12 protein-coding genes are annotated in these 13,438 nt (G+C 70.0%); 2 read left to right on the forward strand and 10 right to left on the reverse strand.

Going from position 1 to position 13,438, the window contains the following annotated elements; translation table 11 throughout:
- Nucleotides 1-2 precede the first annotated feature (2 nt).
- The 7 genes from ACZ6NZ_RS00675 to ACZ6NZ_RS00705 all read right to left on the reverse strand — a co-directional run bounded on the left by ACZ6NZ_RS00675 (nucleotide 3) and on the right by ACZ6NZ_RS00705 (nucleotide 8,506).
- Nucleotides 3-1,283, reverse strand: a complete 1,281-nt coding sequence (locus ACZ6NZ_RS00675; RefSeq protein ID WP_465855882.1) for a thymidine phosphorylase — start codon at nucleotides 1,281-1,283, stop codon at nucleotides 3-5.
- Between the two features lie 148 nt (nucleotides 1,284-1,431).
- On the reverse strand, nucleotides 1,432-2,136 hold the full coding sequence (locus ACZ6NZ_RS00680) for a cytidine deaminase (RefSeq protein ID WP_465854602.1): 705 nt from the start codon (nucleotides 2,134-2,136) through the stop codon (nucleotides 1,432-1,434).
- Between the two features lie 174 nt (nucleotides 2,137-2,310).
- A complete protein-coding gene (locus tag ACZ6NZ_RS00685; RefSeq protein ID WP_366605225.1) occupies nucleotides 2,311-3,591 on the reverse strand; it encodes an ABC transporter permease in 1,281 nt (426 codons plus the stop codon).
- A gap of 3 nt (nucleotides 3,592-3,594) precedes the next feature.
- A complete protein-coding gene (locus ACZ6NZ_RS00690) occupies nucleotides 3,595-4,965 on the reverse strand; it encodes an ABC transporter permease (RefSeq protein WP_465854605.1) in 1,371 nt (456 codons plus the stop codon).
- Between the two features lie 49 nt (nucleotides 4,966-5,014).
- A complete protein-coding gene (locus ACZ6NZ_RS00695) occupies nucleotides 5,015-6,622 on the reverse strand; it encodes an ABC transporter ATP-binding protein (RefSeq protein ID WP_465855884.1) in 1,608 nt (535 codons plus the stop codon).
- A 190-nt stretch (nucleotides 6,623-6,812) separates the two neighbouring features.
- Nucleotides 6,813-7,880, reverse strand: a complete 1,068-nt coding sequence (locus ACZ6NZ_RS00700) for a BMP family lipoprotein (RefSeq protein ID WP_465855886.1) — start codon at nucleotides 7,878-7,880, stop codon at nucleotides 6,813-6,815.
- A 278-nt stretch (nucleotides 7,881-8,158) separates the two neighbouring features.
- Nucleotides 8,159-8,506 (reverse strand): hypothetical protein, encoded by a 348-nt coding sequence (locus ACZ6NZ_RS00705; protein ID WP_366605228.1) that lies wholly within the window; start codon nucleotides 8,504-8,506, stop codon nucleotides 8,159-8,161.
- A gap of 189 nt (nucleotides 8,507-8,695) precedes the next feature.
- On the opposite strand from ACZ6NZ_RS00705, the gene ACZ6NZ_RS00710 reads away from it, so the two are divergent.
- Nucleotides 8,696-9,742, forward strand: coding sequence for a LacI family DNA-binding transcriptional regulator (locus ACZ6NZ_RS00710; RefSeq protein WP_366605230.1), 1,047 nt, complete (start codon nucleotides 8,696-8,698; stop codon nucleotides 9,740-9,742).
- A gap of 32 nt (nucleotides 9,743-9,774) precedes the next feature.
- Complete coding sequence (locus tag ACZ6NZ_RS00715) at nucleotides 9,775-11,409, forward strand: glycoside hydrolase family 13 protein (RefSeq protein ID WP_465854607.1); 1,635 nt, start codon at nucleotides 9,775-9,777, stop codon at nucleotides 11,407-11,409.
- Between the two features lie 154 nt (nucleotides 11,410-11,563).
- On the opposite strand, the gene ACZ6NZ_RS00720 is transcribed toward ACZ6NZ_RS00715, so the two are convergent.
- From ACZ6NZ_RS00720 to ACZ6NZ_RS00730, 3 genes are all read right to left on the reverse strand, one after another.
- Nucleotides 11,564-12,001, reverse strand: a complete 438-nt coding sequence (locus tag ACZ6NZ_RS00720; protein ID WP_366605232.1) for a hypothetical protein — start codon at nucleotides 11,999-12,001, stop codon at nucleotides 11,564-11,566.
- An 81-nt stretch (nucleotides 12,002-12,082) separates the two neighbouring features.
- Entirely contained in the window at nucleotides 12,083-12,469 is a 387-nt protein-coding gene (locus ACZ6NZ_RS00725) for a GntR family transcriptional regulator (RefSeq protein ID WP_366605234.1), read from the reverse strand.
- Nucleotides 12,469-13,395, reverse strand: coding sequence for a YihY/virulence factor BrkB family protein (locus tag ACZ6NZ_RS00730; RefSeq protein ID WP_366605236.1), 927 nt, complete (start codon nucleotides 13,393-13,395; stop codon nucleotides 12,469-12,471). The genes ACZ6NZ_RS00725 and ACZ6NZ_RS00730 overlap by 1 nt, the downstream gene beginning before the upstream one ends.
- Nucleotides 13,396-13,438: the final 43 nt, after the last annotated feature.

The following is a 13,438-nucleotide window of genomic DNA, read 5'->3' on the forward strand; positions in this document are numbered from 1 at the left end:
GATCAGCCGACGCGTTCGATGACCAACGACGTCGCCGCCGGGGCCGTCGACCCGATCCGAACCGCGTTCGCGGCCTCGGTCAGCGCGGCCGGAATCCGCGTCGCGTCGTCGGCACGCAGCTCGTAGAGCGGGTCACCGGCCCGCACCTCGTCACCCGGCCGCTTGTGCAACACCACACCGGCCGGCACGCTGACCGGGTCCTCCTTGCGCGCCCGGCCCGCGCCGAGCCGCCACGCCGCAACCCCCATGGCGTACGCGTCGACGGCCGCGACGTACCCGTCGCGCTCCGCGCGTACCACCTCCACCTCGGCCGCCGCCGGCATCGGCGCGTCCGGGTCGCCGCCCTGCGCCCGGATCATCGCCCGCCAGGAGTCCATGGCCCGGCCGTCGCGCAGCGCCGCGGCCGGATCGGCGTCCGGCAGACCTGCGGCGTCGAGCATCTCCCGGGCCAGCGCGAGGGTCAGCTCCACCACGTCGGCCGGTCCCCCACCGGCCAGCACCTCGACCGACTCGGTCACCTCGACCGCGTTGCCGATCGCCAGGCCGAGCGGGGTGGACATGTCGGTGAGCAGGGCGACCGTCCGCACCCCGTGCGCACCGCCCAGCTCGACCATGGTGCGCGCCAACTCGCGGGCCTGGTCGACGGACTTCATGAAGGCGCCCGAGCCGACCTTGACGTCGAGCACCAGCGCCCCGGTGCCCTCGGCGATCTTCTTGCTCATGATCGAGCTGGCGATCAGCGGGATCGCCTCCACGGTGCCGGTCACGTCGCGCAACGCGTACAGCTTGCGGTCAGCGGGGGCGAGCCCGGCGCCGGCCGCGCAGATCACCGCACCGACCTCGTCCAGCTGGGCGATGAACTCGTCGTTGCTCACCGTGGCCCGCCAGCCCGGAATGGACTCCAACTTGTCCAGCGTGCCGCCGGTGTGCCCGAGACCCCGGCCGCTCAGCTGCGGCACGGCCGCGCCGCACGCCGCCACCAGCGGGGTGAGCGGCAGAGTGATCTTGTCACCGACGCCGCCGGTGGAGTGCTTGTCGACCGTCGGCCGACGCACCGCCGACAGGTCCAACCGCTCGCCGCTCGCGATCATCGCGGCGGTCCACCGAGCGATCTCCGGCCCGGTCATGCCGTTGAGCAGGATCGCCATCGCCAGCGCGGACATCTGCTCGTCGGCGACAACCCCCCGGGTGTACGCGTCGACCACCCAGTCGATCTGCGCGTCCGACAGCACACCGCCGTCCCGCTTCACCCGAATAACGTCAACAGCAGCAAAACTCATCAGAAGATCTTCCCTAGTCTGTTGCAGATCCCGACCCACGGCCCGTGACCACGTCAGGGCCGGGGGCCGACCGTGCCCGGCGGAGGGATCAAGCCTGACCGCCCGGAGCCGGGCACGGTCGGCCCCCGGCCCTCAACCGCACCAACCCAGCTCAACCCCAGCGAACAGGGATCTCCGCAGGCGGCTCACCCTCACCGGCCCAGAAGATCGTGCCGGTCGCGTCGACCACCACCACCCGCGGTGTCCGGGCCAGACCCCAGGTGATCGCCTCGGCCGGGTCGTCCCAGCTCGGCGCCTCCTCCAGCACCCCGGTCTCGGCGCCCGCGTCGTCGCCGGCCGACCGCTCCCAGTACGCCGTCCAGACCTGCTGGCCGGCGGACATGTCCGGGTGTACGAAGACCGTGCCGCGCCCGCGCCAGGCGGCCAGTCGCTCCGGAACCACCGGCACCGGTGTCTCACCGACGACGGCTTCCAGGTCCTCCACGCCGAAGGCGTGCGGCAGCAACTCGGCCATCCGCAGCGGGTTGCCCTTGGTCTCGATCAGGCACTCCGGGCCGCCGTGTTCCCAGAGCAGCTGCCGACACCGACCGCACGGCATCAGCGGCTCACCGGTCGCGTCGACGCAGGAGAGCGCGACGAGTCGACCGCCACCGGTGGCGTGCAGGCTGGACACCACCCCGCACTCGGCGCAGAGTGTCACCCCGTACGCGGCGTTCTCCACGTTGCAACCCACCACCACGCGGCCGTCGTCGACAAGCGCGGCCGCGCCGACCGGGAACGTCGAGTACGGCGCGTACGCGTGCCGCATCGCGTCGGTGGCGGCGGCGCGCAACCGCGCCCAGTCAATGTCGCTCATGCCGCCATTCTGCCCAGGTAGCCCAGGTCAGAAGCGGGCAGGGGTCCAGGGCGCCATCCAGCCGACACGCCGACCAACGCACCGCAGCGCGTTGATCAGGTGATGAGAAGTAGGCCATGGACGGCCGTGGCACCTACTTCTCATCACCTGATCATGGTGGCGCATCGCCGGGGGTCAGCCCTTGATGTACGGCTTGCCGTCGGCGGCTGGCGCCCGGACCCGACCGACCAGCCCGGCGACCGCCAGGATGGTCGCCAGGTAGGGCAGCATGGCCAGGAACTGGCTGGGGATCGAGCTGCTGATCGCGCCCAGGTACGTGGCGAGCTGGTCGGCGAACCCGAAGAAGAGCGCGGCGAGCAGCGCGCCGGTCGGGTTCCACCGGCCGAAGATCAGCGCGGCCAGGGCGATGAAGCCCTTACCGCCGATCATGTTCTTGGTGAACGAGTAGAGCGCCAGCGTGTAGGACGCGCCACCGATGCCGGCGACCACGCCGGCCAGCAGCACGTTGCGGTAACGCACCCGCAGCACCTTGACGCCGAGCGTGTCGGCGGCGATCGGGTGCTCGCCGACCGAGCGGGTCCGCAGCCCCCACCGGGTGCGGAACAACCCGATGTGGATCACCAGCACCAGGAGCAGCCCGAGGTAGAGGAAGATGTTGCCGCGGAACAACGCCGGACCGAGCACCGGGATGTCCTTCAGCAGCGGGATCTCCCAGTTGCTGAACCGGGGCGCGCTGTTGTACTTCGCGGCGTCGGTCTGCATCAGCCGCTCGTACAGGAAGCCGGTGACGCCGACGGCCAGCAGGTTCAGCACGATGCCCATGACGACCTGGTCGACCAGGTAGCGGATGGCGAAGACGGCCAGCAGCAGCGAGATGAACGCGCCGCCGATGGCTGCGGCGACCAGGCCCACCCACACGCTGCCGGAGATGCTGCCGAACAGGGCCCCGCTGAACGCGCCCATCAGCAGTTGACCCTCGATGGCCACGTTGACCACGCCGGACCGCTCACAGAGCACCCCGGCGAGCGCGCCGAAGATCAGCGGCAGGGCCAGAATGAACGTACCCCGGATGATGTTGACCAGCGGCATGAAGTTCTGCCCGGTCGGCGCGGCGCTGACCTGCCAGCAGAGGAACGACAGCACGAAGGCGACCAACCCGACGCCGAGCACGGGTAGGAACCAGCGCTTCGGCACCCCGGCCAGCAGCGCCGCGCCGGCGGCGATCGTGATGATCCCGAAGAGGATCGCCCCGATCGTGCCGTTGATCTCCAGTGCGGCACCGGCGGCGTCGTCGCTGAGGGTGAACCGGGCCTGTTGGTCGGTGGCGAGCGCGCCGAAGAGCACCGCGGCCAGCAGGCCGAGCGCCAGCAGCGTGAGACCGACCTTCCGGCTGCGGGTCCAGAAGCCCTCGTCGACCGGGGCGACCGCGATGTCGGGGACAGCCATGGTGGACATGAGTTACCAGCCCTTCGCCAGGCTCGTCTGCAACCGGGCGGCGCGCGCGGCCCGGAGCTGGAAGATCGCCTTCACCAGGGCCGGTGCGGCGATGAAGATGACGATCAGCGCCTGGAGCACGGTCACCAGCTCCAACGAGATCCCGGAGTACGACTGCATCCGGTTACCACCGGCCTGGAGCGCGCCGAACAGCAGCGCGGCCAGCAGCACCCCCCAGGGCTTCACCCGCCCGAGCAGCGCCACCAGGATGCCGTCGAAGCCGATCTGCGCGACCACCAGCGGAGTCAACGCGCTGGCGGTCGAGCCGAGCACCATGTTCGAGCCGCCGAGGCCGGCCAGGATTCCGGCGAAAACCATGATCAGGATGTACGTCCGGGTGACGCTGATGCCCGCGGTCCGGGCGGCGTCCGGGTTGGCGCCGACCGCGCGCAGCTCGAAACCGAGCGTCGAGCGGTTGAGCAGCCAGGCGACGGCCCAGGTGGCCAGCACGGCGAGCAGGATGCCGGCGTGCACCCGCAGGTTGTCGCCGAGCAGTCGGGGCAGCTGGGCGGAGGTGTCCACCGCCTTGCTGATCGCGTCGGCACGGCTCGGGTCCTGCACGCCGTTCTGCACGATCAACCAGGTGAGGAAGTACGTGGCGACGTAGTTGAGCATGATCGTGTTGATCACCTCGTGCGCGCCGGCACGGGCCTTGAGGATGCCGGGGATGAAGCCCCAGATCGCTCCACCCAGCGCGCCGGCCAGCACCGCCACCAGCAGGTGCAGGCCGGGCGGCAGCGGCAGCAGGAAGCCGGCCAGCGCCGCCATGATCACACCGATGATGGCCTGGCCCTGGGCGCCGATGTTGAACAGGCCGCCCCGGAAGGCCAGCGCCACCGACAGGCCGGTGAAGACCAGCGGCGCCGCGTAGGTCAGCGTCTCCGAGATCGGCGCGAGCACCGCCTGCCACCCGTTGGCGCCGTCCAACCAGCCGGAGAACGCCTCGGGATCGAAGATCGAGCCCTTGAACAGGTTCGCGTACGCCTCGCTGACGAGTGTCCAGCTGGAGTTGATCGCGTCGGACGGGCGGGAGGTGATGTACGAGTAGGTGGAGAGCACGTCGGGATCAGAGATGATCATCAGCACCGCGCCGACCACGATCGCCAGCACCAAAGACAACAGGGTCACCGTGAAGGTGTTGGCCGCCCAGAGGTTGTCCAGGAACAACCGGCCCAGGCTCGGCTTCGGCTCCGGGCCCGACTCCGCCACCGAGCGGTCCGGCTGGGTGGCCACCTCGGTGCGTTCGGTGTTGCCGAGCGCGTTCTGCGCGGCCTGCGCCTCGCTCGCCGGCTCCTTGTCCGGCGAGCCGGACTGCGGGTTGGAAGGGTTGGTCATGCCGTCACTCCGCTTCGCTGCCTGACGTCATGACGCACCTGGCGCTCGCTCATGCCTTGTCCTCGCTCGCGGAACCCGCGTCGCTCGCCGGGCTCCCGTCTGCCGCTTCGGGCTCACCGTCGGCGGGTGCCGCGACGGCTTCGTGGGCCGCGTCCGGGCTGATGCCGGCCATCAGCAGGCCGATCTCCTCACGAGCGGTGTCCGGGCCGACGATGCCGATGATCCGGCCGCGGTACATCACCGCGATCCGGTCGGCCAACCCGATCACCTCGTCGAGCTCGCTGGAGACCACCAGAACGGCGGTGCCCACGTCGCGTTCGTGGATGATCTGGCTGTGGATGAACTCGATCGACCCGACGTCGACGCCACGGGTCGGCTGGGCGGCGATGAAGAGCTTCAGCGGCCGGGACAGCTCCCGGGCCACGATCACCTTCTGTTGGTTGCCGCCGGAGAGGGTGCCCACCGCCGCCTCGGCCGACGAGGTACGGACGTCGAACTGCTCGATCCGCTCCTTCGCCGAGGCGGCGATCGCGTCCGGCTTCAGCGCGAGCCCGGCACCGAACGGCGCCCGGTCGTAGATGTCCAGCACCAAGTTCTCCGCGACGCTGAACTCCTTGATCAGACCGTCCACGCTGCGGTCCTCAGGTACGTAACCGACGCCCGCCCGGAGCACCCTCTTGGGCTTCCAGCCGTTGATCTGGTCGCCGGCCAGGCTGATCGTGCCGGCGAGCACCGGGCGCAGGCCCATGATCGCCTCGATCAGCTCGGTCTGCCCGTTGCCCTGTACGCCCGCCACGCCGAGAACCTCGCCCGCGCGTACGGTCAGGTCGACGCCGTCGACCGCGCGGATCTGCCGGTCGTCGTCGACGACCAGCCCGGCCACCTCCAGCACCGGTTCGCCCGGCGTGGCCGGGGTCTTGTCCACGGTGAGCCGGACGTTGCGCCCGACCATCAACGCGGCCAACTCGTCCCGGCTGGCCTCCGGTGAGGCGGTGCCGACGGTCTTGCCGCGCCGGATCACGGTGATCCGGTCGGCGATGGCCTTGACCTCGCCAAGCTTGTGGGTGATGAAGACGATCGACTTGCCGGCCGCCTTGAGCGACCGCATGACCGTCAGCAACTCCTCGGTCTCCTGAGGGGTGAGCACCGCTGTCGGCTCGTCCAGGATGAGCAGGTCGACGTCGCGAGTCAGCGCCTTGACGATCTCGACGCGTTGCTGGATACCGACCGGCAGGTCCTCGATCACCGCGTCCGGGTCGACCCGCAGGTTGTAGCGCTCGGACACCTCGGTGACCTCGCGCCGGGCCCGCCGCCGGTCCAGGAAGCCGGCGATGCCACCTTTGATCTGCTCGGCGCCGAGCATGATGTTCTCGGTGACGGTGAAGACCGGCACCAGCATGAAGTGCTGGTGCACCATGCCGATCCCGGCCCCGATCGCGTCGGACGGGCCCCTCAGCTTCAGCGGCTTGCCGTCGACCAGGATCTCGCCCTCGTCGGGCTGATAGAGCCCGTAGAGCACGTTCATCAGGGTCGACTTGCCCGCGCCGTTCTCGCCGAGGAGGGCGTGAATCTCTCCAGGCTCCACCGTCAGGTCGATGTGATCGTTGGCGACCAGATCACCGAACCGCTTGGTGATGCCGCGCAGTTCGAGTCTCAGCGCAACCTCCTGGAGTGCGAGCGATGGTGCAGCCTAGCTGCCGTCGTACCGGCCGGACCGGACCGGCCGCCGTGGTGCGCGATCGGCCGCTCCGACCCCGCGGGGTAACCGCAGGGCCGAAGCGGCCGATCGGGTCGTACCTGTCCCCCGCCGGCCCCCCGATGATCTCATCGGAGCGGCCGGCCGGTTGTCACTTGGTCGGCTGGGCCTTCGAGGTGACGGTGATGGTGCCGGCGGCGATGTCCGCCTTGATCTTGTCGACCTCGGCCTTCAGCTCGGCCGGAACCTTGCTGTCGAAGTCGTGGTACGGAGCGATCGAGACCCCGGTGTTGGCCAGGGTGCCGACGAAGCCCGGCTTGGCCTCCAGCTTCTCCCCACCGGCGGCCTTGACCACGGCCTCCTTGACGGCCTCCGGGATGTTCTTGACCACGGTGGTCAGGATCGCGGAGCAGTCCGGGGTGCTCTCGCAGCCGTCGACGTCCACCCAGATGGTGCTGTACTTGCCACCCGACGCCTTGGCCGCGGCGGTGGTGCCGAGGCCGGAGCCGCCGGCGACCGGCATGATGATGTCCGCGCCCTGGGCGACCAGCGCGTCGGAGACCTTCTTGCCCTCGTCCTGCTTGTCGAAGGCGTTGGAGAAGGAGCCCTTCTGGGTCTCCTTGTTCCAGCCCAGGGCCTGGACGTTCTTGCCCTTGGTGGTGTTGAAGTACTTCACACCGTCGACGAAACCGTCCATGAAGATGGTCACCGGCGGGATCGGAACCGCACCGTAGGTGCCGACCTTGCCGCTCTTGGTCATCCCGGCGGCCAGGTAGCCGGCTTGGAACGCGGCCTGGGCGGTGTCGAACTGCATCGGGTAGACGTTGGCGTCACCCGGGTTGGCGTCGACGATGCCGAACTGCTGGTTCGGGTTCGCCTTGGCGATCTTCGAGGTGGCGTCGCCCATCAGGCCACCGACCGCCAGGATGAAGTCGCACTTCTGGTTGACGAACTGCGTCAGGTTCGGCTCGTAGTCGGCCTCGGCCTTCGACGCGACGTACTTGATGTCGATGTTGTCGTTGGCGGCCTTGGCCTCCTGCAGACCCTTCCAGGCCGAGGCGTTGAACGACTTGTCGTCGATGCCGCCAACGTCGGTCACCATGCAGGCGCTGAACTTCTTGGCGCCACTGCCGGCGTTGTTGTCATCCTTGGGCGCCTCGCCACAAGCGGCGGCGGAGAGCGCCAGCCCACCCACCGCGAAGATCGAGGCGATCCGCATCCCACGCACCGAGCGCAAGACGTCTCCTTCCCATTGCTCACCGCGCCTTGTGCGGTGGCAGCCCATCAGCCGGCCTGCGGGTGTGCCGCCGGCTGTCCCACGTTACGGACGGGAGCGTACGCCCGCGCCCACCCACCGGCCGACAATCGTGCACGACTGATGAGCGCCTGTTACCCGGGTGTAACCCTTGCGTGGGGCACGTCACTCTTCGTGCTGGTAACCGTGCGCCGCAGCGTCCGCAACGTCCGTTTTCAGGAGGCCCTTTCCCCCCTCGGACGTTACCGCCAAAAGACCGCGACCGCCGCGTTGACCAGGGTCAGACCGACGATCGCGAGGAAGTGGCCGCGGTTGACCACGTCCCGCTTCCGCGAGAAGAAGACCATGACGAAGATCAGCAACGCGATCACCAACTTCGTCACAAGTTTCGCCGGGCTCGGCTCGTCGTCGCCGCCACCGCGCAGCGGCGCGGATAGGCCCAACCCGGTCAACAACTGGATCACCGCGCCCCACAGCATGGCCGGGTTGATCCGCAGCCGACCGCTGGCGTACTGGGCGATCGAGCCACCGAGCAGCAGGGCGAACCCGATCAGATGGACGTAGAGAAGGATGAGTCTGAGAGCTTCCACGCTCGCCATACTCCCCCATGAACGACGGATCGTAGTAGAGGGAATCGCCCGCGAACGCGGATCAGTCGATCAACCGGCCGCCGCAACGCCGCCCACTCTCGTCGCGGGGACGTAAGCAAGGCGTTGCAAGTAATGGAAGAGCTTGCAGGCGTACCCCGCAAGAACTTGCCGGTGGGCTACAGTGCCGCCATGCGCGCTCGACTGTCCGACATCGCCCAGCAGGCCGAAGTCAGCGAGGCCACGGTGTCGCGGGTGCTCAACGACCGCCCCGGCGTGGCCCCGGAGACCCGGCAGGCCGTGCTCACCGCCCTCGACGTGCTCGGGTACGAGCGGCCGGCCCGGCTGCGCAAGCGCAGCGCCGGTCTCGTCGGCCTGGTGGTGCCGGAGCTGGACAACCCGATCTTCCCCGCCTTCGCCCAGGTCATCGAGTCCACACTGGCGCAGAGTGGATTCACGCCGGTGCTCTGCACCCAGACCGCCGGCGGCGTGACCGAGGACGAGTACGTGGAGATGCTGCTGGACAGGCAGGTCTCCGGCATCGTCTTCGTCTCCGGGCTGCACGCCGACACGGCCGCGAACCACGACCGCTACCGGGCGCTGCTCACCCGGCCGATGCCGGTCGTGATGATCAACGGGTACGTGCCCGGCATCGGCGCGCCCTTCGTCTCCTGCGACGACCGGGAGGCGGCCGAACTGGCAGTTGCCCACCTGGTCGCGCTCGGGCACCGACGGATCGGCCTGATCACCGGCCCGGACCGGTTCGTCCCGGTGCAGCGCAAGGTGGCCGCCTGGCGTTCCGCGATGACCCGGCTGGCCGGCGTCGCCGAAGCCGACCTGGGCCCGCTGGCCGAGCTGTCACTGTTCGGGGTGGAGGGTGGCGAGGCGGCGGCCGGCCGCCTGTTGGACCGCGGCGTCACCGGTGTGGTCTGCGGCTCCGACCTGATGGCGCTCGGCGCGATCCGGGCCGCCCGTCAACGCGGCCTCGACGTGCCCGGCGGCCTCTCCGTGGTCGGCTACGACGACTCCCCGCTGATGGCCTTCACCGACCCGCCGCTGACCACCATGCGGCAACCGGTCACCGCGATGGCGGTGGCCGCCGTCCGCGCCCTGGTGGACGAGATCAACGGGCACGGCGCCCCGCACTCGGAGTACCTGTTCCGCCCGGAGTTGGTGGTGCGCGGCTCCACCGCTGTCGCACCGAGTTCCGCCCGCTTGTCTTACGCAAGATCTGCTTGACTCTTGCAACGGCGGGCCGGCATATTGCTCGAATGATCAGCACCGCCAGCCCGCCGCAGACCACCGACGCCGACTGGTGGCGCTCCGCGGTCGTTTACCAGGTGTACGTCCGCAGCTTCGCCGACAGCGACGGTGACGGCATTGGCGACCTCCAGGGCATCCGGCAGCGCCTGCCGTACCTGCGCGACCTCGGGGTGGACGCGCTGTGGCTGACCCCCTTCTACACCTCGCCGATGATCGACGGCGGGTACGACGTGGCCGACTACCGGAACGTCGACCCGATGTTCGGCACACTCGCCGACTTCGACGAGATGATCGATGACGCGCACGCCCACGGCCTTCGGATCATCGTCGACCTGGTACCCAACCACACCTCCAGCGCGCACCACTGGTTCAGCGCGGCGCTCGCCGCCGGCGCCGGCTCATCGGAGCGGGCCCGCTACCTCTTCGCCGACGGTCAGGGCACGCACGGCGAGTTGCCCCCGAACGACTGGGAGAGCGTCTTCGGTGGCCCTGCCTGGACCCGGATCGCTGACGGCCAGTGGTATCTGCACCTGTTCGACAGCTCGCAGCCGGATTTGAACTGGCGTCACCCGGAGGTTCGCGCCGAGTTCGAGGACGTGCTGCGGTTCTGGCTGGACCGGGGCGTCGACGGATTCCGCGTCGACGTGGCGCACGGCATGATCAAGGCCGAGGGGCTGCCGGACGTCGGCTTCAGCACGGCGACCACCGGCCAGCGGCAGGTCGAACTGCTCGGTAAGGGCCGGCTGCCGTACTTCGACCAGGACGAGGTGCACGAGATCTACCGGGCCTGGCGGCCCATCCTGGACAGCTACCCGGGCGGTCGAATGGCGGTCGCCGAGGCGTGGGCCGAGACGCCACAGCGCCTGGCCCGCTACATCGGCCCGGACGAGTTGCACCAGGCGTTCAGCTTCGACTTCCTCGACGCCACCTGGTCGGCCGAGTCGTTCCGCAAGGTGATCGACACCGCGTTGGCCGAGGCGACCGTCGTCGGAGCGCCCACCACGTGGGTGCTGTCCAACCACGACAAGCAGCGCCACGTCACCCGGTACGGCGACGGCGTCGAAGGGCTGCGCCGAGCCCGGGCCGCCAGCCTGCTGATGCTCGCCCTGCCTGGCTGCGCCTACCTCTACCAGGGCGAGGAACTGGGCCTGCCGGAGGTCCTCGACCTCCCCGACGAGCTGCGCCAGGATCCGGCGTTCCTGCGCACCGGCGAGAGCCGTGACGGCTGCCGGGTGCCCATCCCGTGGAACGGCGAGCTGGCTCCGTACGGCTTCGGGCCGGCCGGTAGTGCGCTGAGCTGGCTACCCGCGCCGGCGCTCTGGCGGGCGCTGTCCGTCACGGCGCAGACCGACCTGCCTGGCTCGACCCTGGAGCTGTACCGGACCGCGCTGCGGATCCGCCACGTTCATCCCGCGCTCGCCCTCGACGCCGACGGGGTCACCTGGCGGAAGAGCGAGCCGGGCGTGCTGGCCTTCTCCCGCTCCGCCGGCGCGACCGAGCTGACCTGCGTCGTCAACATGAGCGGCGCGCCGGTCCTGATCGACGGGTACGGTCAGCCGCTCGTCGCCAGCAACGAACTCACCGAACAGGGCTCCGGCCGGCTGCTGCCAATTGACGCGGCAGTCTGGTTGGAACGGCGCTGAACGGGTAACTCGTTCTCGACCTGGTCGTTCGTCGTGCCCCGCGCCGGCGGGCGACTGGGCTACCGGCCCCTTGTGGTGGGGGGTGAGGTGCCACCGGCGCCGCGCGGAGTCCACTCCGCGTGGCGCCGGTGTCCGTGCACACCGACCCAGGTCGTCACTTCGCGGTGAGCAGCGCCGCGATCCGGGTGAAACCGGCACGCACCTCGGCCTCGTCCGGCGCTTCGACGGGCTCACCGTGGCCGGCCTCGTCGGCTGCCGCGTCCAACTCCTCGTCGATCACGTCCTCGAAGTCGCCGTACAGGTCGGCCCCCTCCACCTGCCGGGCCTCGTCCTCGGCGGCGACCTGCGCGGCGGCGATCTCGCTGCGGATCTCGTCGGGGGACAGCGCCGGCAGCAGCGGCTCCACCACGGCCATCAACTGCTCCTCGGCCACCACCGCCTCGGCCAGGGCCAACGCGTGCGGTCGCTCGTACGGCCCGCAGACCACCGGCTCCCACTCGTCGAGATCACCGAGCGGACCGAAGGTGATGATCCACGGCAGGCCGAGGAGCGGCGAGTCCGCCGGCAGGTCCAGTGTCATGAGTGCGCCCACCGGCTCATCATGGTCCGCGAACGCGAGCGGCGGCGCGGTTCTGCTCAGTTATCGCCCGTCCGACGGTCCATCGGCAGCCGGTCAGCCGGGGCGGACCGCGTCCAGGGCGGCGCGGACCAGGGCGAGCGCGGTGGCCGGTGGCACGCCGAGCCGGCCCGCCTCGGCCGCGTAGCCGGCCGCCGCCCGCTGCAACCGGTCGACGGCGTCGTCCCGCCCGGGAGCGACGAAGGTGCCGTTGCGCCCCCGGGTCTCCAACAGCCCGGCCGCCTCCAACTCCCGGTAGGCGCGGGCCACCGTGTTCGCGGCCAACCGCAGGTCGGCCGCGAGCTGCCGGACGGTGGGCAGCCGGCTGCCCACCGGCAACCGGCCGTCGCCGATCAGCTCGGCGAGCTGCACGCGCACCTGCTCGTACGGGGGCACCGACGAGTCCGGGTCGACCGAGATCAGCACCTGCACGCCTTCCGTCATCAGCCCGCACCGCCCGGCGTACCGGGGTCGATGCCCTCGTCGACATCCTTCGGCGGGGCGGGGGTCTCCGCCAGGTCCACCACCCGGCCGGTGGTGCTGGTCGCCAGGAGGGCCGCGCCGAACAGCACCAACTGGTTGAGCAGGTAGAGGTACAGCAGCAGACCGACGGCGCCGGCCACCACGGTGTACGCCGGGTTCCGCTCGGTCCGCACCACGTAGTACCGGCCGACGGTGTTCAGCAGCGTGATGCCGACAGCGACGAGCAACACCACCGGGCGCAGCCGGGACCGGCTCATCCGCAGCCGGGGCACGGCGAGCAGCAACGCGGTGGCGAGCACGGTGTTGACCAGCACGCTGAGCACCGCGCTGATGGTGGTCAGACCCACCGAGCCGGTGCTGCGCAGCAGGAACCGCAGCAGCGACTCCAACGCGTCCACCGCCGCGACCGAGACGCCGAGCAGCACGAAGACGCCGATCATCACGCCCAAGTCGACGAGCCGCCGCACCACCAGATTGCCCGGCTGCTGGTTGAGCTGGTACATCAGCCGCTGCGAGGATCGGATGGCCTCGACCCAACCGATCCCGGTGAAGACCAGGATGACCAGGCCGACCACACCGACGGTGCCGCTGGAGTTGGCGATCTGCTCGGCGTCCAGGAACGGCAGATTCTCCTTGAGGAAGTCGGCCGCAGCCGCGCTGACCTCGTCGTTGTCCTCCAGGATCGCACCGAAGACGGAGAACGCGACCAGGGCCAGGGCGAACACGGCGAAGAAGCCGTAGTAGGCGATCGCGGCGGCCAACCGACCGGCCAGCACCTCGCCGTACAGCACCCCGGCCCGCCACACATGATCGAAGAGCCCCGACCGGTGGCGCGCGGCGCTCACCCAGCGGTCGATGCCCGTCTCGATCCGGCCGATCACGTTCACGCGGTCATCCTCGCCGATCTCCCACCGCTGTAGTGGCAACCGG

It is taken from the genome of Micromonospora sp. NPDC047756 (genome assembly GCF_055587245.1).

Bases quoted from the DNA above. Each gene is read 5' to 3' on its own strand.
- ACZ6NZ_RS00680 (WP_465854602.1), bottom strand. From the start codon at position 2,136: ATGAGCGACATTGACTGGGCGCGGTTGCGCGCCGCCGCCACCGACGCG.
- ACZ6NZ_RS00685 (WP_366605225.1), bottom strand. From the start codon at position 3,591: ATGTCCACCATGGCTGTCCCCGACATCGCGGTCGCCCCGGTCGACGAG.
- ACZ6NZ_RS00690 (WP_465854605.1), bottom strand. From the start codon at position 4,965: ATGACCAACCCTTCCAACCCGCAGTCCGGCTCGCCGGACAAGGAGCCG.
- ACZ6NZ_RS00700 (WP_465855886.1), bottom strand. From the start codon at position 7,880: ATGCGGATCGCCTCGATCTTCGCGGTGGGTGGGCTGGCGCTCTCCGCC.
- ACZ6NZ_RS00710 (WP_366605230.1), top strand. From the start codon at position 8,696: ATGCGCGCTCGACTGTCCGACATCGCCCAGCAGGCCGAAGTCAGCGAG.
- ACZ6NZ_RS00715 (WP_465854607.1), top strand. From the start codon at position 9,775: ATGATCAGCACCGCCAGCCCGCCGCAGACCACCGACGCCGACTGGTGG.
- ACZ6NZ_RS00725 (WP_366605234.1), bottom strand. From the start codon at position 12,469: ATGACGGAAGGCGTGCAGGTGCTGATCTCGGTCGACCCGGACTCGTCG.